Raw genomic sequence first — 23,168 nt, 5'->3', positions numbered from 1 at the left:
AAGTTTCTTCAAAAATCAGCCTTTAAACTTCTGCGGTAGATACACCACCTTTTTGGTTTCAAAAAAATCTTCTGAAAAATATTCCTTCAAATCAAAAATCTGAGCCGTAGTATAGTCTTTCAGCTCCTCTGACAGGTCTCCTCCCTTTAAATAAAGTATTCCATTTCTGCGTTCATGGGTCGAATTTTTCTTGATTTTACCTTTGGTCCAGTGCACAAAAGTTGGCATAGCAGCCACTGCCCTGCTTACAATAAAATCATATTGCCCTTTTATATCTTCAACACGGCTATGGACCGCCTTTACATTTTCCAATTGCAGACCATCAATAACTTCTTGAACAACTTTAATCTTTTTCCCAATGGCATCCACCAAAGTAAATTGGGTTTCTGGAAATAAAATAGCCAAGGGAATACCAGGAAATCCACCTCCAGTACCTACGTCCAAAATTTCTGCTCCTTCATTAAAGGTTTGGATTTTAGCAATCCCCAATGAGTGTAGAACATGTCTCAGGTATAGTTCATCAATATCTTTTCGAGAAACCACGTTGATTTTGGCATTCCAATCTTGATACAAAGCTTCCAATGCCTCAAAACGACTTTTTTGTGTATCGTCCAGCATATCAAAATGTTGGTATATCAAGTCTGCAGTCATTTGTTGTACATGTTAATTTTGGCTAAAATAATACTTTTGCTCTCGCATGCTCGTTTTCCAAATAGAGATAGTCCGAAGAGGGCATTTTCATTACATTTGTAAAAAACCTTTTTATGGAAAAGAATACCGTACGGTTTTCAAGAAAAGATTCTGCTCAATTTTTCAGAACACTTAACAAAAGAGTTAATCAATACTTCAACGACAATAATATAAAGAAGACAGGGAACTGGAAATTACACCTCAAGACGGTGATTATGTTTGCTCTTTTCTTAACACCCTATTTTTTAGTACTTACTTTAAACCTACCATTCTGGGCATATTTGCTTTTGTCCATAACTATGGGAGTGGGAATGGCCGGAGTAGGCATGAATGTAATGCATGATGGTAATCATGGCTCCTATTCCAATAAAAAATGGGTAAACAAACTCATGGGAGGGTCCATCTATATTTTGGCGGGCAACGTATACAACTGGCAGGTACAGCACAATGTGCTTCACCACACATATACCAATATTCACGAGCATGATGAAGATATGGAGGCTGGAAGAGTACTTCGTTTCTCCAAACACGCGGAATGGCAAAAGCATCACCGCTTCCAGCATTACTATTCCATTTTCCTGTACGGACTACTGACCTTTAATTGGGCGATAACTACAGATTTTCAGCAAATGTATCGATACATGAAACGGAAGTTATCTTATGGAAAGCTTCCAAACCCTGTTGCAAATTGGAGTACGTTGGTCATTACAAAAGCCCTTTACTTGACCATATGGATTGTTTTACCCTTGATTTTTGCAGAAATCGCTTGGTGGCAGGTGCTTTTAGGGTTTTTCATTATGCATTATGTAGCCGGAGTTATTTTGAGCGTGATTTTCCAGTTGGCACATATTGTTGAGGATGCTGAGACTCCACTACCAGATGAAACTGGAAACATGAAAAATACATGGGCTATCCACCAACTTTTTACTACGGTAAATTTTGGAACCCGAAACAAAATCATAAACTGGTTTACCGGAGGCTTAAATCACCAGGTTGAGCACCATATATTTCCCAACATAAGCCATGTTCACTACACAAAAATTTCAAAAATTGTGAAACAGACGGCCAAAGAATTCAATTTGCCTTACAACGAATATAAAACTACTAGAAAAGCTATAATTTCGCACTTCAAACACTTGAAGGAGCTGGGAAGAAATCCAGCACTGCAGTACCAATAAAATAAAGCGATTTTATGAGTGACCAACTTTCGGATAGAATCAACAGCCTAGTTCCATCCGCGACTTTGGAAATGGCGGCAAAAGCTAGAGAACTTAGAGCTGAAGGCAAAGACATCATTGGACTAAGTTTAGGTGAACCCGATTTTAAAACCCCAGATTATATAAGAGAAGCGGCAATACAGGCTGTCAATGATGGCTATAATTCGTACACTCCTGTAGATGGATATGTTGAGTTAAAAGACGCTATCATAACTAAGTTCAAAAGGGACAATGGTATTGCCTACGACCGTTCACAAATTGTGGTTTCAACCGGGGCCAAACAAGCACTTTACAACGTTGCTCAAGCTTGTTTAAACAAAGGTGATGAGGTTATTCTACCCTGCCCTTATTGGGTAAGTTATAGTGATATTGTAAAATTGGCAGATGGAGTTCCTGTTGAGGTAAAAACCTCAATTGAAAATGATTTTAAAATGACACCTGCTCAGTTAGAAGCTGCTATAACGCCAAAAACCAAAATGCTTTGGTATAGCTCTCCGTGCAATCCAAGTGGTTCAATTTACAGTAAAGAAGAATTGAGGGCTTTGGCTGACGTGCTTCAAAAGCATCCACAAATTGTAGTTGTAAGTGATGAAATTTATGAGCATATAAACTATGGCGTAACAGCGCACGCTTCCATGGGGGCTTTTGAAGATATGTACGATAGAACGGTCACTGTAAATGGTGTGGCAAAAGCTTTTGCCATGACTGGTTGGCGAATTGGATATATTGGTGCGCCTAAATACATTGCACGAGCTTGCAACAAACTTCAAGGACAGGTAACCAGTGGAGCAAATTGTATAGCTCAAAGAGCTGTGATTACAGCACTATTAGAGTCCCCTACCCGCGTACAATACATGGTGGACGAGTTTAAGAATCGAAGAAAACTGATTCTAGAATTACTTAATGACATTCCCGGCTTCCATTGCAATGAACCTCAAGGTGCATTCTATGTATATCCCGATGTCAGCTCATTCTTTGGTAAAACTTTAAATGGAAGACAAATCAACAATGCTTCTGACTTTGCCATGTATTTACTCGAAGAGGCCAATGTTGCGACCGTAACCGGTGATGCCTTCGGAAATGGAAACTCTATACGGATTTCTTATGCCGCCAGTGTGGATGAAATAAAGGAAGCTATTTCAAGAATAGCCGCGGTAGTCTAGTGCATTCGATTTTCCTACGTTTTTTTCCAAAAATAGGGAGTTAGGAGTATCAGTACAGTGAAAAGCTCCAATCTTCCTAAAAGCATTAAAAAAGCACACCACCATTTTCCTGCGTTGGGCAAACTATTGTAATTACTAACGGGATTAAGGCTTCCGAGAGCAGGACCAACGTTACCAAGTGATGAAGCGGAACCTCCTATGGCCGAAACAAAATCTAATCCTAAAAATCCCAGCACCAAAGAACCTACAATAAAAAGAAGCATGTAGAGTACGAAAAAGGCAATGATATTGTAAACTATGTGTTCGGTAACTGTTTTATTATTATACCGAACAGGAATGATGGCATTGGTATGTAAAGTACGCTTAAATTCGAGAAGACCATTTTTAATGATCAGCAAGTGACGCATTACCTTAATACCTCCTGCTGTTGAACCCGCAGAGCCCCCCAAAAACATAATTCCAAAGAAAAAAACCGTCAAAAATGGTGTCCAACTTGTAAAATCGGCAGTAACAAACCCAGTTGTAGTTACTACTGCAATCACTTGAAATAATCCGTGCCTAAAGGCACTTTCCGCTTCGCCCCAAACCATGGGATGAAAATCTGAAACAGGAACATTTGCTTTGAAATAAACTACTAAGCCCACTATCAAAGTAAATAGAACTACAAAACTGCTGTAATATTTGAACTCCTCATCCTTAAGAATACGTTGCACTTTTCCGGTAAAGGCAAAATAACTCAGAACAAAATTGCTCCCCGCCAAGAACATAAAAAGAATAATGATATACTGAATCAACGGTTCATGGTTCCAAAAAGCCACACTCGCATTTTTAGTGGAAAAACCTCCCGTGGACAAGGTGGCCAAACTATGGTTAATAGCATCAAAAAAGGACATCCCCGCAAGTTTCAACAAAATGGTTTCTGCTGCGGTATACCCTACGTAAATAAGCCACAATCTTTTCGCCGTATCTGTAATTCTCGGATGAAGTTTATCTCCGCCGGGGCCAGGAGCCTCAGCCGCAAATAATTGCATTCCACCTATTCCCAACAATGGCAAAATGGCTATGGCCAGGACAATAATTCCCATTCCACCAATCCAATGGGTAAGGCTACGCCAGAGTAGTATACCTTTAGGTAAAGACTCAATATTATCTAAAATAGAAGCGCCAGTTGTGGTATATCCAGAAATAGTTTCAAAAAATGCATTGGTAACTGTGGGTATGGCTCCAGAAAAAATATAGGGCAAAGACCCTGAAAGAGACATCACAATCCATCCCAAGGTCACGACTATATATCCTTCCTTTCGCTTTACCTCTTTCTTATGTCCACGCGTATAGAACATGGCCATAACTCCAAAAAGCATGGTTACAATGGCAGCCAAAGTAATATCAAGAGTAGCTCCATCCTTATATATACCACTGGCAAAAGCCGCCAGAAGCATAAAGGAGCCATTGCATAAAAGCAAAAGACCCATGATATGTACAATGATTCTAGTATTGAGACCCATTACAGGAACAGCTTTTCAATGCGGGAGATAGCCTTGGGTTTTGAACACACTACTACACGGTCGCCTTCCATTATTCTAAAATCTCCCAAAGCAATGATGCCCTTACCATCGCGAATGACACCTCCAATAATAGCCTCTCTTGGAAAGTTAAGCTCACGAATTATCTCTCCATTGACCAATGAATTTGCTTTTACTTCAAATTCAAGAATTTCCGCAGTCAAATTATTCAAACGAGTCACTGCAAGAACCTCACCCCTACGGATATACCTAAATATATTGTTGGCAGCCAATAGTTTTTTATTTATTAAGGTATCCACTCCAATAGAATGTGAAAGTTGGAAGTAGTCCATATTTTCAACCAAAGCAATGGTTTTCTTTATATTCTTGGATTTGGCCACCAAGCAGGACATGATGTTGGTTTCTGAATTTCCCGTTACAGCAATAAATGCATCCATAGATTCCAGACTTTCCTCTTCCAAAAGTTCCACGTTTCTTCCATCTCCATTTATTACCAGCGCATGAGGGATATCATCTGCAATGTCATAGGCTTTCTCCTTATCCTTTTCAATAAGTTTTACATTGAATTTATTGGCGCAGAGGTCTCGTGCTGTTTTATATCCAACCTTGCTACCGCCAAGTATCATCACGTTTTTTATATCTCGCTTCTGCATACCGGTGAGCTTATAGAGCTCATCAACACCTCCTGCGGAAGTGATAAAATAGACCTGATCCCCTTCCTTAAATACGGTATCTCCTCTAGGAATTACTGTGAACTGAGTTCCCATTCGTTGTAAAGCAATGGGCATGAAATGCAGTTCCGGGAAAATTGTGGCCGCCTCTTTTACCATTTTTCCAACAAATGGGGCAGATTTGGGAAGAAAGACCCCAATCATGGTTAACAGACCTTCTTCAAATTCGTAGGTATCATTAAACGCAGATTGATTAAGAAGTAATTGGATTTCTGTTGCTGCCAATTCTTCGGGGGATATCAATTCATCAATCCCCAACTCATCAAATTTGATTAAATCTTTGTTGTCAACGAATTCCGTATTTGAAATACGCGCTATGGTTCGCTCACAACCCAGTTGTTTTGCCAAAAGACAAAGTGTCAAATTCGTAGTCTCAGAGGCGGTGACACCAATTACCAAATTTGAACTTTCCACCCAGGCTTCCTTAAGTACTTCAATTGACGTGGCATCACCTCGAAGTACCCGAATATCCAAATGATTATCAGCATACGCCAAACTTTCTTTGTCCGTATCAATCAAAGTGATATCCTGAGCTTCATAAGACAATAGTTTTGCCAAATGAAAGCCAACCTCACCGGCTCCCGCAATAATAATCTTCATCGGTTGGAAAAAACTGTTTTTCTAAATAGATTCTATTGTTCGCTATGCTGTAAAAACTGTATAGTCTACAATCCAAAGGGTTAGTACCTCGCATGTGATGGAAGGATTTCCTTATTTCCGGGTTAAAATTACACAAATATTTTATACTCCTTCCATATTCCGAAGTTGTATATTTGCGCGCAAATTGCTGTTATGCCAAAGAAAGTCAACCCTTACAAAGATTCCGAGCTCGGAAAAAAAGAACAGGTTCGACAAATGTTCGACACCATTTCCGGGAGTTATGATGGACTTAATCGAGTCATTTCTTTTGGAATAGATGTAAAATGGAGAAAAAAAGTAGTAAAACTGGTTGGAAACAAATCTCCAAAAACCGTAATGGACATAGCAACAGGAACAGGTGATTTAGCCATTGCATTGGCTAAAACAGGAGCAGAAAAAGTTGTTGGTTTGGATATTTCTCCCGGCATGCTTGAGGTAGGAAAGAAAAAAGTTTCTAAAAAGAATCTGGACAGCACTATTGATATGGTTATTGGCGATAGTGAAAATTTAGCCTTTGAAGACAATACATTTGATGCAATAACCGTAGCTTTTGGGGTAAGAAATTTTGATAACCTTGAAAAAGGCCTTCACGAAATACGCAGAGTATTGAGGCCTGGGGGACAATTGGTTGTTTTGGAAACATCAGTACCCACTAAATTCCCATTTAAACAAGGATATTCTTTTTACACAAAATATATTCTGCCCAGTATAGGGAAGTTATTCTCAAAAGACCGCTCTGCATACAAATACCTTAGCGAATCTGCCTCTGTTTTTCCTCATGGGCTCGCTTTCAACAATATTTTGGCCAAAATTGGGTTTATAGGAGTAGAGAACATGCCCCAAACATTTGGGGTGGCATCCATTTATGTGGCGACAAAATAATTGAATGAAAAAAATCGTATCTCCTCTTTTCCTCTGTCTCTTCTTGAGCACGGGAGCGTTGGCTCAATTCGCAAAAGACCCAGTGCTAAACATTCAAAATGAAGATTTGAAACCTTTAAACTTTGGATATTACCTTGGCTTCAATCAATATGACTTTCAGTTTGAGTATGAAAATGATATAGGACAGGACGTTTTGGTGGATACCAGTTTTGGGTTCAATGTAGGTGTTATAGGTGAACTAAGAATTAATGAGTTCTTGGATGTCCGTTTTGAACCTGGACTTTTGTACACACAAAGGATACTTGGATTTCCTGGATTCACGTCTGAACAGGATGCTCTGCGGGAGGTTAGGTCTACATATATACGGTTTCCCTTATTACTTAAAGTCAGTACAAAACGATTCAATAATTTTAAACCATTTGTTGTTGGAGGGTTATATACATCTTTAAATCTTGGTGCTAAAGAAGATAGCTTGGACGATAACAGCAGTGGGGAATTCCGCATGAAGCAAAATGTATATGGCTATGAACTGGGATTCGGTATTGACTTTTATACGGAATACTTCAAATTTTCACCTTCCATTAGAGGTGTGTTTGCTTTGACCGATGAACTTATCCCAGACAATGACCCCAATAGTCCATGGACGGGGAATATCAATGCCATGCGTACCCGAGGCATCTTCATTAATTTTACTTTTGAGTAGAGATTTTCTAAAGACTCAACCTCTTTTAATTTCGCTAAGCAAAATAGCAGTTGCCGAAGCAACATTCAAGCTTTCTGTTGTGGTTTCTCCAAACTGAGGAATACCTATACGATGTGTAACTTTGTCCTCTATGGCTTTTGATATCCCATTCGCCTCGTTCCCCATTATTAGAATACCACTTCCTGAAAAAGACGCTTTGTATAAAGAATTTCCATTCATAAACGCTCCAACTATAGGAGTTAAGGGATGCTTTTCGAAAAAATCCACCAAATCCAAATAGCGGATATCCACCCTAGCAATAGACCCCATCGTGGCCTGAAGTACTTTAGGATTATAACAGTCCACGGTATCCTTAGAACAAATTATATGTTTTATATCGAACCAGTCGCACAATCTTATTATTGTACCTAAGTTCCCTGGATCACGAATCGCATCCAAGGCAACTACCCAACCTTCCAAGGAAAAATCCATCAATTCTGGTATATGAAAAACACCAATAACTCCACTTGGGTTTGCTTGACCACTCATCTGGGCAATAACTTTAGAGGAAACCAAAACAGCTAAATCTCCCAAATCGGTTTTATAACTTTCTTTATCTACAAAGATTCCAAAGGTCTTCAATTCCGATTTCAATATTTCACGAACAGTCTTTAAGCCTTCAACTACAAATAATCCTTGTTGATTTCGGTACTTTTTTTGCTGTAAGCTTCTAACTAGTTTAATTTGGTTTTTGGTAACCATCTAAATCGTTAATTTTGGCGCCTATGAAGGTTCTTGTCCATGGAATGGGTAACAAAGCAAAAATAGGGTTATTGTTGCTCATAGCTACCTTTATGGGATGTAATACCCTAAAAAGGGTGGGTGATGATGAACTTCTGCTCACTAAAAACTCGGTCTTTGCAGATGATGAAAAGGTTGGGGATGAAACCGTTAGGAGTCTTATTGTACAAAAACCGAACAGTAGTTTATTGGGATACCCCCTACGCCTGAACCTATACAACCTGGCCAAAGAAAATCCAGATTCTTCCTTTCAAAGCTGGTTGTACCGTAAAGAAAAAAGGGAGAAAAGATTAAATAGACTGTTATCCAAAAAGCAAGTAGTTCGCTTACAAGAATCATTTGTGGTTAAAGGAGCGAGTGAATTCTTAAAACGTATTGGAGAAGCCCCAGTGGTCATTGATACTAGTCTGTCCCAAAAATCGGTTGATAGAATCAAGGCGTACTACAACAGCAAAGGATATTTTAATAACACCGGCTCTTATGAGATTGAAAAATCCAAAAGAAAGAAAAGAGCACAGATGGCCTACAGAATCAATCTGGGAAAACCTTATGTATTGGACACAGTGTATCTAAACATCCTATCTCCAGATTTGGATTCAATATATAAAAGCACTCTTGATTTATCCTTGATTAAGAAAGGCGACCAGTTCGATTTGGCCCAATTTAATCAAGAAAGAGAACGGCTAACCACGTTGTTTCGAAACACAGGGGTGTATAATTTTCAAGAAAGTTCCATTAATTATGATATTTCAAGAGACACTATAAAAGCTTCTGACGATCAGCTTATGGAAGTCCAGCTTAATATTCAAAATCCTGCAGGAACAAGTGCTCCCGATTCCACGAACACCTATAAAGTTCATAGATTCAATAACATAAACATTTATAGCGACTATCTTATAGGAAGTGCATCAGATTCCTTAAAGTCCATTACATATGAAGACTACACTATTTTCTATAATGATAAATTAAAGTATAAGCCAAAGGCTTTGGCAGATGCCATTTTTTTTGAAAATGATAGCATTTATAGAGATTTGGACAGAATACGCACCTATCGGCAAATCACAAACCTGAACACCTTTAAGTATCCCAATATTGAATTTATAGCAGATTCAACGGACACTCAATTGAACACCAATATTTATTTGGCACCGCGGCCCAAATTTTCTTTAAATCTTGATTTTGATGTTACCCATTCCAATATCCAACAGTTGGGAACGGCCCTTAGCGCCTCAGTGATTACCAGAAATGTTTTTGGAGGAGCGGAAACCTTGAATATTTCTGCGAGAGGTGCTATTGGATTGTTAAGTGAAGTTGCTGCATTTACAGGGGAAACCTTCACCTCCGAAATAGGTGGAGACATCAACATAACCTTTCCAAGAATATGGTTCCCAATCGATACAAAAAAAGTAATTCCTTATTACATGCTACCGCAAACCCGACTCTTGGCAGGTACTAATTTTCAACAGAATATAGGACTGGATAGGCAAACTTTAAATACCATATTATCCTATAACTGGTCCCCTAGCCTAAGCTTGAAAAACAATCTTGAGTTAATGAACGTTGAGTTCGTTCTCAATAGGAATACAGAACGCTTCTTCAACATCTATCAAAACACTTTCAACAATCTGGATGAAATTGCTGATGATTTTGATGATGACCCGCAATTTTCTTCATTTTTCGAAACAGAGAGTAATCCAGAAGATCCTAGACTTAGAATTCCCGATGGCGCCAATGCATTCATTGATTCTGTAAGAACCAATTTTGTTCCGGTTAACGCGGATCAATTAAGCCAAGTAAATAGTATAGCCGAACGTCAGCAACGCCTTACCGAAAACAACCTCATTTTTACCAGTAGCTACACCTTTACCAAAAACAGCAGGGTCGATTTAAACGATAATAGCTTCTACCAACTTAGGGGCAAAATTGAAAGTGCGGGAAATGCCTTATCACTTTCTTCAAGTATTATACCGTTCAATGAGAACGATAATGGACAGTTGTTGGTCTTTGGAGTACCGTTCTCACAATATATCAAAACAGAACTTGATTACATAAAGCATTGGGATTTGGGAGGTTCAGAAGTATTTGCATTTCGTTCCTTTTTTGGTTTGGCCATTCCCTATGGAAATGCGGAAAGCATTCCATTTGTACGAAGTTATTTTGCTGGCGGGTCAAATGATAATAGAGCGTGGAACGCTTATGAGCTTGGCCCGGGAAGCACAGATAATGTAAATGACTTTAATGAGGCCAATCTTAAAATCGCATTAAATTTTGAGTATCGTTTCCCTCTTGCCGGAGATTTAAAAGGAGCTCTGTTCGCAGATGCTGGTAACATTTGGAACGTTTTTGACAATGAAGACAATCCCGATGCTATTTTTAGCGGTTTCGATTCTTTGACAGATATTGCTTTGGGAAGTGGAATGGGCTTGCGCTATGATTTTAGCTATTTCGTTTTTAGGTTAGATGTCGGTTTTAAGACCTACAATCCCGCTCTTGAACAATCCAGAAGGTGGTTTTCCGAATATAATTTCAGAAACTCCGTCCTCAATGTTGGTATCAATTACCCATTCTAGCAGAAATATTTTATTACTTTTGTTGCCTAATTTTAACCCTTACTAACTCAAATTATGTCCCACAATATAAAACCAGGCGTTGCCACTGGCGATGAGGTAAAAGCAATTTTTGACCACGCCAAGGCCAATGGATATGCACTTCCTGCGGTAAATGTAATTGGTTCCAACACCATTAATTCAGTATTGGAAACCGCAGCAGTTCTAAATTCGCCAGTAATTATACAGTTTTCCAACGGTGGAGCGCAGTTCAACGCAGGGAAAGGTTTATCAAATGACAACCAACGAGCAGCTATACTAGGTGCAGTGGCCGGAGCAAAACACGTTCATGAAATGGCCGAGGCATATGGAGCAACCGTAATCTTACATACGGATCATTGTGCAAAGAAGCTATTACCATGGATAGATGGTCTATTGGATGCCAGTGAAGAACATTATAAAGCAACTGGAAAATCTCTTTTCAGTTCCCATATGATAGATTTATCCGAGGAGCCTTTGGAAGAAAACATAGAAATATGTAAAAAGTATTTGGAGCGCATGAGCAAAATGGACATGACCTTGGAAATTGAGCTAGGCGTTACTGGTGGCGAAGAAGATGGAGTGGACAATACAGATGTGGACAGTTCAAAACTCTATACCCAGCCTGAGGAAGTAGCCTATGCTTACGAAGAGTTATCTAAAGTAAGTCCTAGATTTACCGTTGCTGCAGCTTTCGGAAACGTTCATGGAGTATATAAGCCTGGCAATGTCACCTTAACTCCAAAAATTCTAAAAAATTCCCAAGAATTTATCTCTGAGAAATATGGTGTGGAACATAACCACATTGACTTTGTGTTCCATGGAGGTTCTGGTTCCACAGTGGAAGAAATTAGGGAAGCCATCGGATATGGTGTAATAAAAATGAATATTGATACCGACTTACAGTACGCCTTTATGGAGGGTGTCAGGAATTATGTTGAAGGAAAGTCTGCATATCTTCAATCCCAAATTGGTAATCCCGAAGGAGATGAAAATCCCAATAAAAAGTTCTATGACCCTAGAGTTTGGTTAAGGGAAGGAGAAAAATCCTTTGTCGAGCGTTTGAAAAAGGCTTTTGAAGACCTTAACAACATCAATACCCTATAAATGGGAATCTGTTTAACTTAATTCTGATTACATGTCGTCTTGGTTCAAAAGAAAGGAAAAGGGAATTCAAACTGCTACGGAGGAAAAAAAAGACACCCCAAAAGGATTGTGGTATAAGTCACCTACTGGTAAAATAGTCGAGTCAGAAGAGCTTGCCAAAAACTTTTACGTAAGTCCAGAGGATGATTACCACGTTCGCATAGGAAGCAAAGAGTATTTTGAAATCCTTTTCGATGACAATAAATTTAGGGAGCTTGACACTAAGCTTTCCTCAAAGGATCCCCTCAAATTTGTAGATACCAAAAAGTATTCCGAGCGCTTGAAGGCAGCTGAAAAGAAAACCGGATTAAAAGACGCCGTTCGTACAGCTGTAGGTAAATCTATGGGTAAGGAATTGGTAATTGCCTGTATGGACTTCAGTTTTATTGGTGGTTCCATGGGGAGTGTAGTTGGTGAGAAAATTGCTCGTGCTATAGATGTGGCCAAAAGACGTAAAATTCCGTTTGTGATGATCTCTAAATCGGGTGGAGCCCGAATGATGGAAGCAGCGCTCTCTCTTATGCAATTGGCCAAAACCTCAGCCAAATTGGCTCAATTGGCAGAAGCCAAAATCCCATATATTTCCCTATGCACCGACCCAACAACAGGAGGTACAACGGCATCTTATGCCATGCTGGGTGATATTAATATTTCTGAACCCGGAGCGCTTATAGGTTTTGCTGGTCCACGAGTAGTAAAAGATACCGTGGGTAAAGATTTACCAGAAGGTTTCCAGACTTCTGAATTTGTAAAGGAACATGGGTTTTTAGATTTTATTTCCCATCGCAGGGACCTAAAGAACAAAATCAATCTATATATAGATTTGATTACCAACCAGCCGGTTCGAAACTAAGGGAATGATTAAATTGCTTTCCCTTCATTGGATTCTTCTGAGTTTTCTTTTTTCGTTCGGCTCAACAGATGATACTGAAAACAATAGCAGGGAAGAACCCGGAATAACTTCCGAGTCAACTGAAACAGCTGATATAACTGCAGTTTCGGTTTCTGGAAATGAAAACGCTTATACCTTTAGTGTTACTATCTCAAGTCCAGATTTAGGCTGCAATCAGTATGCAGATTGGTGGGAGGTAATTGATATGGAGGGAAACTTAATTTATAGAAGAATCCTAGCCCACAGCCACGTTAAAGAACAACCGTTTACAAGAAGTGGTGGCCAAGTACGCATTTCTGAAGACACTGAAGTCTATGTAAGGGCCCATATGAATAACTCTGGCTATGGACCAAATGCCTTTCGCGGCAGTGTTTCCAACGGCTTTAACGCTTTTGAACTTTCGAGTGATTTTGCTAAAAGTCTAGAAAGTGAACAATCTTTACCCAATGGTTGCGCATTTTGATAAGTCGCACTTTTTTCAACTTATCCACTTACTGATTTCTTTGTATTTGGAATATGCCCACTACGTTTTTGGTTTTCGCCCCGTCCTCATTGGGACGTTCCAAAACCTGTAAGTCTTGGTAGTTTTCAGCCGCTAGTAAAACCTCCGACTTAGACAGTTTGAACTGAGGTCTAAGTCCAAACGTATAATTCGTGCGTCCTTCAACATGGTTATGATCAAAACCAACAGAATCTTTTGAAATATAATTCACTAAAAAATCTACATCATAGGGGGAAGAAAAATATGAAGGTTTATAGCCAGCTGATTGCCCATTCATATCCGTGATTCTTTCAACATTCAAAATTTTAAAAGTATACATATCTCCAATTTCTGGTGTTTGAGCCAATTCTTTCTTTTCAGAAATCCGGGTATTCTTTGCCAAAGCTTTATTAATACCATCTGAAGAAACATCAATAGTGCCATATATCACATAGCCTAAAAGAAAAAGAACGGGAAGTGCTACGACAATCAATCCAGTGTAGCTCCAAAATGGACTACGCTTTTTTAGAGTCTTCAAATCAAGGGCGGAACGCATCGCTGGATTGGTATCCGTAACTTCTTTTTTCGTAGCCCCATCAAGTACTTTCCAGTGTTTCTCTACCGGAAATATCGGAATGTACCAAAGATGAAAAACCTTTTGATAGATGGTAAAAATCAAGTTTTCAGAAATATCCCTTAAGCCTAACTCTTGGGCCGTATACGATTTTATTTTCAAGGAATAGGAACCTAGTCGCAGTCGCATAAAGATTTGGTTTGTTCTAAAAACGACATATTTGGTTTCAAATTGCTCCTAAGAATCGGTTTTAGGGTAACTGTTTCAATAAAAAAGGCGTATTCCAATGAACACGCCTTATCAAACTGAGATACAAAGTCTGTTCTACTTTAGAAACCTCCTCAAGAAAACTTCCGTTTCAGTACCATCTGGCTGGGTCAAGACACCTTTCGCATCACAACTTCCATCACCAAAATCAAGACTGGCGGTATTATCGTTTCTAGATATCTCCAAAACACCGCTTACGATAAACCTACAAGCCAGTTCTCTGCGTAGAGGACTAATCACCTCCTTCATGTACACGTTTCCAAGTCTTCCTATATAGGTTCTTTTACCTGTGATAAGAAATACATTATCACCCCAAAAACCAGAACCAAAGCCTTCTATCCATTCACGGGTTCTTGTGCCTGTAAAAGAAGCTGAATCACCATTGGGCCATGTTGCTTCAAAAGTAACATTTACCGTCCCTTGGGGATTTCCATTATCATTTGAACGCACCCTTAAAATATCTGCAGAACCTTCCACCGCTACACCATTAAAAGTAAAGCTCTCTAGGGTTAAGACTATAGATTTTGAAGCAGCTTCCATGTCCTTCGCGTAACTCAAATTGATGATACCACTTAAGATATTTCCATTGGGCAGTTCACAACCGTCACCAAAATTAATGGTCTTTTCTCGGGTAGTATCCGTCACCACGGTAGTTATCGTCACGCAATCCGGTAAATAGTCAGAAGTATAATCGCTTTTAGCGGTCAGGGAGATTTCATCTGCAGCATACACATCTTCGGCAATGGTTGAAACTTCTTCAGAAATCATTTCAGTTTCATCACTGGCCTGTAGCTCCGCCACAGTGATCAGTTCATCACTGGAAGCTTCAACAATGGGCTCTTCCGTTTCATTAGTACAGGAGGCGAGCACAAAAAGTGATAGCGCCAAGGCAAATGGGGCAATTTTCATAAAGTTCATTGGATTGAGACTCTTTTTCATAATGATTGAATTTTAGGATTTGTCTCTATGACCAGAACTTTTCAAAAAGGTTTAATTCATAATGAAAAAATTTTTCAATCTAAAAAAAGAACTATCTTTGCACGCTGATTGAAAGACAATCAAATACATAAAAATCATTAAACTAATATTGGAATGTATTTATCTAAAGAAGTAAAATCGGATATCTTCAAAAAACATGGAGGCTCCGAGCAAAACACCGGTTCTACGGAAGGGCAGATTGCACTGTTCACCTACCGTATCAACCACTTGACACAACACCTTAAAAAGAACCACAAAGATTATGCTACCGAGCGTTCTTTGGTGAAATTGGTAGGTAAAAGGAGAAGCCTTTTGGATTACCTAAAGAAAAAGGATATTGCAAAATACCGTACCCTTATTAAGGAATTAGGTATTAGAAAATAAAAAATATAGGGAGGTTCTTGGCCTCCCTTTTATTTTGGCCCTCTATGGGCAACGGTTTCTGGTCAAATCCAGAACATACTTAAAAAGCTGCATTCAGTTTTTCAATTGGTCAACACAACAACACAACCCGACCGTCCGGAAGGCGGTAGACCAAATGTTTAACGACCCACCTAAATTTTAGTGGGTAAGATTTATTTTATGATTCCAAAAACTTTTAAAGAGGTCATTGACCTTGGTGACGGTAGGGAAATCTCTATCGAAACTGGAAAATTGGCCAAACAGGCCCATGGTTCTGTTGTGGTTCAATCTGGCAAGTGTATGCTATTGTGTACGGTTGTCTCAAACTACAAACAAAGTGATGTTGATTTTCTGCCACTTACGGTAGATTATCGCGAAAAATTTGCTGCTGCCGGGCGCTATCCCGGAGGTTTCTTCAAGCGTGAAGCCAGACCCAGCGATGGTGAAGTATTGACCATGCGTTTGGTGGATAGGGTACTACGACCTTTATTCCCTAAAGATTATCATGCTGAGACTCAGGTAATGATTCAGTTGATGTCCCATGATGAGAACGTTATGCCCGATGCCATGGCTGGACTTGCTGCTTCTGCTGCCATCCAACTTTCAGATTTTCCGTTTGAATGTGCTATTTCAGAAGTTCGCGTAGGTAGGGTCAATGGTGAATTAATCATCAACCCGACACGTGCACAACTTAAAGAGTCAGACATTGATATGGTTATCGGTGCTTCTGCAGATTCTGTAATGATGGTTGAAGGTGAAATGGACGAGATTTCCGAAGAGGAAATGGTAGAAGCCATTAAGTTTGCCCACGAAGCCATTAAAGTACAGTGTGAAGCGCAACTTAAATTAGCGGAAGCTTTCGGGAAGAAAGAAACTCGTGAATACGAACCTGAGGTTGAAGACGCAGAACTTGAAAAGAAAGTTCACGAACTTACGTATGACAAGGTATATGCCATTGCCAAAGCTGGTTCAGCCAAGCATGAGCGAAGCGCAGCTTTTGAAGCCATTAAAGAAGAAGTAAAAGCTACATTTTCTGAAGAAGAATTGGAAGAAATTGGAGGTTTGGTATCCAAATACTTTTACAAGGCCGAAAAAGAAGCCGTTCGTAACCTTACGTTAGAAGAAGGTTTACGTTTGGATGGACGTAAAACAGACGAAATCAGACCTATCTGGTGTGAAATCGACTATTTACCATCTGTTCACGGTTCCTCAATTTTCACTAGAGGTGAAACTCAGGCTTTGGCCACTGTGACTCTAGGTACATCAAGAGAAGCGAATCAGATAGACATGCCATCTTATGAGGGTGAGGAAACTTTCTATTTGCACTATAACTTCCCTCCTTTTTCAACAGGAGAGGCAAGACCTATTCGTGGTACTTCAAGAAGAGAAGTAGGTCATGGTAATTTGGCACAACGCGCGTTAAAAGGCATGGTTCCCGAAGATTGTCCTTATACAGTGAGGGTAGTTTCTGAAGTATTGGAATCCAATGGTTCTTCTTCCATGGCCACGGTTTGCTCTGGTACTATGGCTTTGATGGATGCTGGGGTTCAATTGAAGAAACCGGTTTCAGGAATTGCAATGGGATTGATCACAGATACGGAAACCGGAAAATATGCCGTTCTTTCTGATATCTTGGGTGATGAGGATCACTTGGGAGATATGGACTTTAAAGTAACCGGTACTGCAGATGGTATTACTGCTTGCCAAATGGACATAAAAGTTAAAGGACTGTCCTATGAAATCTTGGTAAAAGCATTGATGCAAGCCAAAGATGGAAGACTTCATATCTTAACTAAATTAACCGACACGATTGCTGAGCCTAAGCCAGAGGTTAAATCCTATGCTCCAAAAATCGTTACCAAAATTATTCCTGGAGAATATATTGGTGCCGTTATTGGTTCTGGTGGAAAAGTCATTCAAGAGCTGCAAAAAGAAACCAATACTACTATAGTTATCAACGAAGATCCTGATACCGAAGAAGGTATTGTGGAGATTTTGGGCACAGGCCAGGACGGTATCGATGCTGTAATCGCTAAAATTGATGCCTTAATGTTCAAACCTGAGGTTGGTAGCATATATGAGGTCAAAGTAATCAAACTTCTGGACTTTGGAGCTGTTGTGGAATACCTGGAAGCACCCGGAAACGAAGTGTTACTGCACGTATCCGAATTAGCTTGGGAACGCACCGATAAGGTAACCGACATAGTTAACCTTGGAGATACCTTGGATGTGAAGTATTTTGGACTTGATCCAAGAACCCGAAAGGAAAAAGTATCTAGAAAAGCCTTATTGCCAAAACCGGAAGGTTATGTAGAAAGACCTCCGAGACGTGATAAAGGTGATCGCAGGAATGGCGGTGACCGCAGAAGTGGTAACCGTGACAGAAAACCAAATAGAGATTAATTTCTTCTTTTAATGAATGATTGAAACCCTGGAAATTTTCCAGGGTTTTTTCGTTTTACTGAAAAATATCGAAATAAGTATTACCAAATTGTAACTTTTCATGTTTTCCTACGTATAAACTAATGAGCCTCGGCTCACAAACTTAATTTGAAGGGAAATTTAGATGAGACAGTTAAAGATTACAAAACAGGTTACCAATAGGGAAACCGCATCGCTGGACAAGTATTTACAGGAAATTGGCAAGGTTGATTTGATCACTGCCGATGAAGAAGTAGAATTGGCACAGCGAATCAAAGCGGGAGACCAGATGGCTTTGGAAAAATTAACTAAAGCCAACCTCAGATTCGTAGTTTCTGTTGCAAAGCAATACCAAAATCAAGGATTGACGCTTCCCGATTTGATTAATGAAGGAAACCTTGGATTGATAAAAGCTGCACAACGTTTTGACGAAACTCGTGGATTTAAGTTCATTTCCTATGCCGTATGGTGGATTCGTCAGTCCATTCTTCAAGCTTTGGCCGAACAATCCCGTATTGTGCGTTTGCCTTTGAACAAGATTGGTTCTATTAACAAAATCAACAAAACTTTTGCCTTTTTGGAGCAAGCACATGAGCGTGTGCCTTCTGCAGAGGAAATTGCCAAAGAATTGGACATGACCGTTGAAGATGTTAAACAATCTTTGAAAAACTCTGGACGACATGTATCCATGGACGCTCCTTTAATTGATGGTGAAGATTCTAACTTATACGATGTATTACGTAGTGGAGAATCTCCAAACCCTGACAAGGAATTATTGCACGAATCTTTGCGCACCGAAATTGAACGTGCCCTAGAAACGTTGACCCCAAGAGAAGCTGATGTAATAAGGCTATACTTTGGTTTAGCAGGTCAGCACTCGATGACTTTAGAGGAAATAGGAGAGACTTTTGACTTGACTAGAGAACGTGTTCGCCAGATTAAGGAAAAAGCGATTCGTAGGTTGAAACATACCTCTAGAAGTAAAATTTTAAAGACTTATTTGGGATAATTTTTAAGATTATCCACACAAATTACAGTTAAACAAACCTTAAATTGGTTTTTTGGCAAGAAAGTTGTAATTTGTAACCATATAACAGTTTATCATGACTGTTCGTTTTTTGATTGATGAATAAACTCCGGCTGATTACCGGAGTTTTTTCATTTATGAACCTTTGATTTATAAAACCGTGAATCAATTCAAATAAAAACGAATACCCAACCCTAGAAGTGTCTTAATCTCCTCAACCTCGCTATTATGGTGATAAATTCCAGTAATCGGTACTATAAGAGACAGAGAATCTGTTAGGTAAAAGTTCATTTCAAAAGAGGCATAGACACCATACACAAATGTGCTTTCCGGAATGGGAACTCCAAAAGAAACCTCCACTACATTATCATTTATAATTTCGTATCCAACGGAAGGGCCACCTCCAAAAAAAATGGAAGTGCCCCGACGTGGTGAGGTCAAAACTGTGGTGAAATAGCCAACATTTACCAAGTAATCTTCAAAAGGAAATTCTACGGCAGAATTGGGTTGTTCTTCAGAAAATGCGGCAACAATGGATAGTTGAAAATAATCCGTTGTGTTATGGTAATAGTTTAAGTTACCACTTATACCATATCCGTTTACTTTATAGTTGGGTGCAATTCCTAAGGAGAAGTTACTTCTTTGAGCTATGCTTTGCTGCATTGAGATCATCAAAAAAATCAAAGGAAATAAGCAAGAAATGCTACTTTTTTTCACTTCGCTAAAACTATACTCTTGTTTCGATAAGATTGGGAGAGAAGAAATCATTTCATCAGTTTAAAATGGTAGGGAAAACACCCCTGGTTCCCATATCCACAACCTGCTCCCCCAGTAAAGGTTCATATTTTCCATTACCATTAGGGTCTTTCCATTCAAAACTGTTGTTTATTGAGATAACCATTTGAATATTCACATCTTCCTTAGGGCTTTCGGGAATGATAAGAGGGGAAAGAAATATGCCTGTAACCACACATGAACCTTCAGGTACCGGAGATGTATCGCTAATTGGATTAGGCACCGTCGTTTCAGGTGCATCCTCTTCAGATAAGTAGTTGAAAGGGAAACCTTGAATATCACCTGTTGTTTCCAAACCAAAATACCCCTGCAATTTGTTCCCATTTACGGTTACTGTCTGTTTTTCTATCATATAGGAATCGATAAACGTATTGAATCCTAAAAAAGAAGCCACAGTTCCACTAACATCTATATCATCGTTAATCCCTGTGGGCCAAGAATTATCCAAATTGGAAATACCACTAAGGTTATAGGTGATTTTGTATTGTTGAAACCCTATTGAGCTCCTAAAGTATTCATACGTTCCAGATGCAATGGAGTTGAGCGGAATACTGATTGTATTGTCGCTTTCCGTTAAAAACAATTCGTGCTCAAAATCAATGGCGGAAGTACCTCCTTGGTCTGTAGTTGGGGAAGAAAAAACGGTTGCTCCATTTTCAAAAGGAGTAAATTTATTGGGGTACAATCCGATAAAATGTAGTCCCAATACTTCAAAATCTGGATTTTGAGCTGCGTTTCCTTCTGGGATGTCAACTGGGTTGCCCAAATTATCCAATCTATCTGCATTGGTGTCCATGATAAAAGTGATGTTCAACATGAAATTGCTGGAATCCATTGCATCATCCGTGTTGTTCTCTAAATCCGAAGAACAAGAAAACCATATACTAGATGCCAAAGTCAAAAAAATAAATCCACGTCTCTTCATAACTATGGTTATTTGTTATTAATTCTTTCCTGGATTAATCAATATCCAAACCAGGAAGGAGTGCTTTTTATCAAAGTCCCATCTATTATTTCATCAAGCCATTTTTCATACCAATCCAAAAAATTATCTCCTTTTGCAAACTTTGGCATTCCTAAGTCCATGCTCAGGTTAACCACCCTTCCTTTATGTGTTCCATTTAAGACAATTCCGTGCAGATAGGAACATCCCTGAAATCCAATAGGCAGAACCCCTGCATACAATTTGTTTATTTCCCGATGATAATCATGATCGGAAATGTCTTCCTGTCCAAGTAAATCCGTTAAGCGATGCCAAGTCTCTTGGTCCATTTCCGGTGTTAGAATACATTCCTTCCCTAAATGCTCTTCGGGATTGGAATAAAGGAGTTCTTCAACACCGATTCCTAAGGGGAATAGACCATAAAATGGACCTGCTCCAGAGTTTCTATACCCATTTCCACCATTGCCCACATGTTTCAAGAACGCTCTGTAACATTCTGGTAAACTCACTGAGTATTCCAATTCAAAATTTTTTATTCTTTCGCTATCTGCTGGTTTATTAAGGTGATATTTATGGCTCCCTGATCCAAAAACCCTTAAATCACTATCACTCTCCTTTGCCTTAGCTAGCTTTTCTACGATTTTTCCGATTTGAAAGTGAAAAGGTGATGCCACAGGGTGAATACTTGATTTAATCTTCAAAGTATTAAAATCATCTGGGCCTATATCCTTGAATTGATGGTTGCAGCTTTTGGATTGACGAGTGGGGTTTTATGAAGTGATTGGTCTTTTTGTATTTGTGAAATCAAATTATGATTCCGTCAAATTCCATGCTGTTTTCATCAATCGAGCAAGTTATTGCAAGAACCAAAGTGGTAGGTTTACGCCATGATTGCTTTTTGGACAATAATTATTTTAGCAGCACTGGCTTTACTTTATATCTGGTATCGTTTGATAAAATTGGTTATCCCTTCCAAAAGCTTGGAAATTGAATCAAACCCGTATACAGAGACGGTTGAATCACACAACTCCAGTAGAAGGCGTTCACACAAATCTTCGATATGGAAAAAGCTTATGCACCTGATTTTCCAATAAATATTATTGAAAATCAGTCTGACAACCACGCATACATTATAGAAATAAGGTTATCCTTATAATTTGATTATTTTTAGTGTGTAAGAGTCGGCATAGTTTTCCTTATGGAATTTAATCAAACCTTACTTTTCTTTTTTAGTGCACTCGGTGCCTTTAATGGGCTGTGCCTCGCTCTATATTTTTTATTGTTTGCTAGGCCCAACCACATTTCCAATAAGTTTTTGGGGTTCTTTTTGCTCATGTTGAGTGTCCGAATAGGTAAATCCGTTGTTTTTTATTTCAATCCCGATTTGGCTTTTATATATCTTCAAATTGGGTTATCCGCTTGCTTTTTTATTGGTCCGTTCCTTTATTTCTACATCCGGTCCATGATAGAACCCAAAAGTAAAATTCAAACAACATGGAAGTATCATATAGCTGTTTTACTTCCATTGATTGTGCTTGTTGGGTTTCTATACCCATTTGAAAACCATATTAAACTTTGGAGACCTTATATAATCTATAGCATCTATCTCCAATGGTTCTTCTACATTTTGGCTTCTGGATGGATTTTACGCTTTAAACTGAATGCACTGTTTTCCTCACCTCAAAAATTTGACGCCCAGAATGTTTGGATTTTGAGTGTTTTTCTGGGTAACCTTGTGATTTGGGCCGCTTATTTCTTCACCAATATCACATATTATCTGGTTGGGGCACTTACCTTTTCCTTTCTTTTTTACCTTTTGGCCCTATTGGTATTCTTGGGGAAAAAGAACAAACAAAACATATTCATAGCCGATCATAAATACAGCGCTAAAAAAATACAGCCTACACAAGCCAATACCTTGTTGGAGAGACTACAAGAGTTAATGACCCAGGAAGAGCCCTATACCAATGCCAATCTTAAATCCTCTGATATTGCCAAAAAAGTAAACATAACGGTCCATCAGTTATCACAACTGTTGAATGAAAATCTTGGAAAAAGTTTTCCTTTGTTCGTTAACGAATACCGTATAGCTAAGGCATGTACCATCATAAAGTCCAATACTCCACTAACATTGGAAGCTATTGGTTACGAGTGTGGATTCAACTCTAAATCCACCTTTTACACTACGTTTAAGAAAATTACCGGAGTTACCCCATCCCAGTACAACAGGTAGTACAAGAGTTCATATTTATAAATCCGAACTCCAAATTTATAACTTGTAATTTGAGACTTTACCAAAAGAAGCAATTTGTCCAAAAATTCAGGACAA

At 39.0% G+C, this 23,168-nt stretch carries 21 protein-coding genes; 12 read left to right on the top strand and 9 right to left on the bottom strand.

Annotated features, from left to right (window positions below):
* Nucleotides 1–15: 15 nt before the first annotated feature.
* Nucleotides 16–651, bottom strand: a complete 636-nt coding sequence (gene rsmG, locus ACOKFD_RS18140; RefSeq protein WP_422859201.1) for a 16S rRNA (guanine(527)-N(7))-methyltransferase RsmG — start codon at nucleotides 649–651, stop codon at nucleotides 16–18.
* A gap of 113 nt (nucleotides 652–764) precedes the next feature.
* On the opposite strand from rsmG, the gene ACOKFD_RS18135 reads away from it, so the two are divergent.
* The gene (locus tag ACOKFD_RS18135; protein ID WP_299000276.1) at nucleotides 765–1,868 is read left to right on the top strand and encodes an acyl-CoA desaturase; all 1,104 of its coding nucleotides are present in this window, start codon (nucleotides 765–767) and stop codon (nucleotides 1,866–1,868) included.
* 14 nt (nucleotides 1,869–1,882) lie between these two features.
* Entirely contained in the window at nucleotides 1,883–3,070 is a 1,188-nt protein-coding gene (locus tag ACOKFD_RS18130; RefSeq protein WP_422859200.1) for a pyridoxal phosphate-dependent aminotransferase, read from the top strand.
* A 14-nt stretch (nucleotides 3,071–3,084) separates the two neighbouring features.
* Here ACOKFD_RS18130 and ACOKFD_RS18125 read toward each other — a convergent pair whose 3' ends face one another.
* Together ACOKFD_RS18125 and trkA are read right to left on the bottom strand one after the other, a co-directional pair.
* Complete coding sequence (locus tag ACOKFD_RS18125) at nucleotides 3,085–4,575, bottom strand: TrkH family potassium uptake protein (protein WP_422859199.1); 1,491 nt, start codon at nucleotides 4,573–4,575, stop codon at nucleotides 3,085–3,087.
* The gene (trkA, locus tag ACOKFD_RS18120) at nucleotides 4,575–5,924 is read right to left on the bottom strand and encodes a Trk system potassium transporter TrkA (RefSeq protein WP_422859198.1); all 1,350 of its coding nucleotides are present in this window, start codon (nucleotides 5,922–5,924) and stop codon (nucleotides 4,575–4,577) included. Before trkA ends, ACOKFD_RS18125 begins: the two co-directional genes overlap by 1 nt.
* 192 nt (nucleotides 5,925–6,116) lie before the next feature.
* Between trkA and ubiE the strand changes: the two genes are divergently transcribed.
* Both ubiE and ACOKFD_RS18110 read left to right on the top strand, forming a co-directional pair.
* The gene (gene ubiE / locus ACOKFD_RS18115) at nucleotides 6,117–6,845 is read left to right on the top strand and encodes a bifunctional demethylmenaquinone methyltransferase/2-methoxy-6-polyprenyl-1,4-benzoquinol methylase UbiE (RefSeq protein WP_422859197.1); all 729 of its coding nucleotides are present in this window, start codon (nucleotides 6,117–6,119) and stop codon (nucleotides 6,843–6,845) included.
* 4 nt (nucleotides 6,846–6,849) lie between these two features.
* Nucleotides 6,850–7,548 carry a porin family protein gene (locus ACOKFD_RS18110; protein WP_422859196.1) on the top strand — a complete coding sequence of 233 codons (699 nt, stop codon included), beginning with the start codon at nucleotides 6,850–6,852 and terminating at the stop codon, nucleotides 7,546–7,548.
* 15 nt (nucleotides 7,549–7,563) lie between these two features.
* Here ACOKFD_RS18110 and ACOKFD_RS18105 read toward each other — a convergent pair whose 3' ends face one another.
* On the bottom strand, nucleotides 7,564–8,289 hold the full coding sequence (locus ACOKFD_RS18105; protein WP_422859195.1) for a TrmH family RNA methyltransferase: 726 nt from the start codon (nucleotides 8,287–8,289) through the stop codon (nucleotides 7,564–7,566).
* Between the two features lie 23 nt (nucleotides 8,290–8,312).
* Here ACOKFD_RS18105 and ACOKFD_RS18100 point away from each other — a divergent pair, with 23 nt between their 5' ends.
* From ACOKFD_RS18100 to ACOKFD_RS18085, 4 genes are read left to right on the top strand one after another with little or no spacing between them, the layout of a single operon-like run.
* Nucleotides 8,313–10,898, top strand: coding sequence for a BamA/TamA family outer membrane protein (locus tag ACOKFD_RS18100; RefSeq protein WP_422859194.1), 2,586 nt, complete (start codon nucleotides 8,313–8,315; stop codon nucleotides 10,896–10,898).
* 54 nt (nucleotides 10,899–10,952) lie between these two features.
* The gene (gene fbaA, locus ACOKFD_RS18095) at nucleotides 10,953–12,020 is read left to right on the top strand and encodes a class II fructose-bisphosphate aldolase (protein WP_422859193.1); all 1,068 of its coding nucleotides are present in this window, start codon (nucleotides 10,953–10,955) and stop codon (nucleotides 12,018–12,020) included.
* A 31-nt stretch (nucleotides 12,021–12,051) separates the two neighbouring features.
* A complete protein-coding gene (gene accD / locus ACOKFD_RS18090; protein ID WP_299000290.1) occupies nucleotides 12,052–12,912 on the top strand; it encodes an acetyl-CoA carboxylase, carboxyltransferase subunit beta in 861 nt (286 codons plus the stop codon).
* A gap of 4 nt (nucleotides 12,913–12,916) precedes the next feature.
* On the top strand, nucleotides 12,917–13,414 hold the full coding sequence (locus tag ACOKFD_RS18085; protein WP_422859192.1) for a hypothetical protein: 498 nt from the start codon (nucleotides 12,917–12,919) through the stop codon (nucleotides 13,412–13,414).
* A gap of 28 nt (nucleotides 13,415–13,442) precedes the next feature.
* Here the strand turns inward: ACOKFD_RS18085 and ACOKFD_RS18080 are convergent, their stop codons facing one another.
* Together ACOKFD_RS18080 and ACOKFD_RS18075 are read right to left on the bottom strand one after the other, a co-directional pair.
* Nucleotides 13,443–14,195, bottom strand: a complete 753-nt coding sequence (locus tag ACOKFD_RS18080) for a hypothetical protein (protein WP_422859191.1) — start codon at nucleotides 14,193–14,195, stop codon at nucleotides 13,443–13,445.
* 135 nt (nucleotides 14,196–14,330) lie between these two features.
* Nucleotides 14,331–15,212 (bottom strand): hypothetical protein, encoded by an 882-nt coding sequence (locus ACOKFD_RS18075; protein WP_422859190.1) that lies wholly within the window; start codon nucleotides 15,210–15,212, stop codon nucleotides 14,331–14,333.
* A gap of 153 nt (nucleotides 15,213–15,365) precedes the next feature.
* Between ACOKFD_RS18075 and rpsO the strand changes: the two genes are divergently transcribed.
* The 3 genes from rpsO to ACOKFD_RS18060 all read left to right on the top strand — a co-directional run bounded on the left by rpsO (nucleotide 15,366) and on the right by ACOKFD_RS18060 (nucleotide 19,083).
* Nucleotides 15,366–15,635, top strand: a complete 270-nt coding sequence (rpsO, locus tag ACOKFD_RS18070) for a 30S ribosomal protein S15 (RefSeq protein ID WP_422859189.1) — start codon at nucleotides 15,366–15,368, stop codon at nucleotides 15,633–15,635.
* 198 nt (nucleotides 15,636–15,833) lie between these two features.
* Entirely contained in the window at nucleotides 15,834–18,056 is a 2,223-nt protein-coding gene (locus ACOKFD_RS18065; RefSeq protein ID WP_422859188.1) for a polyribonucleotide nucleotidyltransferase, read from the top strand.
* A 163-nt stretch (nucleotides 18,057–18,219) separates the two neighbouring features.
* Complete coding sequence (locus tag ACOKFD_RS18060) at nucleotides 18,220–19,083, top strand: sigma-70 family RNA polymerase sigma factor (RefSeq protein ID WP_422859187.1); 864 nt, start codon at nucleotides 18,220–18,222, stop codon at nucleotides 19,081–19,083.
* A 183-nt stretch (nucleotides 19,084–19,266) separates the two neighbouring features.
* On the opposite strand, the gene ACOKFD_RS18055 is transcribed toward ACOKFD_RS18060, so the two are convergent.
* From ACOKFD_RS18055 to ACOKFD_RS18045, 3 genes are all read right to left on the bottom strand, one after another.
* Entirely contained in the window at nucleotides 19,267–19,764 is a 498-nt protein-coding gene (locus tag ACOKFD_RS18055; protein ID WP_422859186.1) for a conjugal transfer protein TraO, read from the bottom strand.
* 109 nt (nucleotides 19,765–19,873) lie between these two features.
* The gene (locus ACOKFD_RS18050) at nucleotides 19,874–20,821 is read right to left on the bottom strand and encodes a hypothetical protein (protein ID WP_422859185.1); all 948 of its coding nucleotides are present in this window, start codon (nucleotides 20,819–20,821) and stop codon (nucleotides 19,874–19,876) included.
* A 38-nt stretch (nucleotides 20,822–20,859) separates the two neighbouring features.
* The gene (locus ACOKFD_RS18045; RefSeq protein WP_422859184.1) at nucleotides 20,860–21,513 is read right to left on the bottom strand and encodes an SMI1/KNR4 family protein; all 654 of its coding nucleotides are present in this window, start codon (nucleotides 21,511–21,513) and stop codon (nucleotides 20,860–20,862) included.
* A 788-nt stretch (nucleotides 21,514–22,301) separates the two neighbouring features.
* Here ACOKFD_RS18045 and ACOKFD_RS18040 point away from each other — a divergent pair.
* Entirely contained in the window at nucleotides 22,302–23,072 is a 771-nt protein-coding gene (locus ACOKFD_RS18040; RefSeq protein WP_422859183.1) for a helix-turn-helix domain-containing protein, read from the top strand.
* The last annotated feature ends 96 nt before the right edge of the window (nucleotides 23,073–23,168 follow it).

Source organism: Flagellimonas ulvae (assembly GCF_049333175.1).
Classification (GTDB): Bacteria; Bacteroidota; Bacteroidia; order Flavobacteriales; family Flavobacteriaceae; genus Flagellimonas.
Note: the sequence above shows the minus strand (reverse complement) of the source record. Positions and strands in the feature narration are given on the sequence as shown.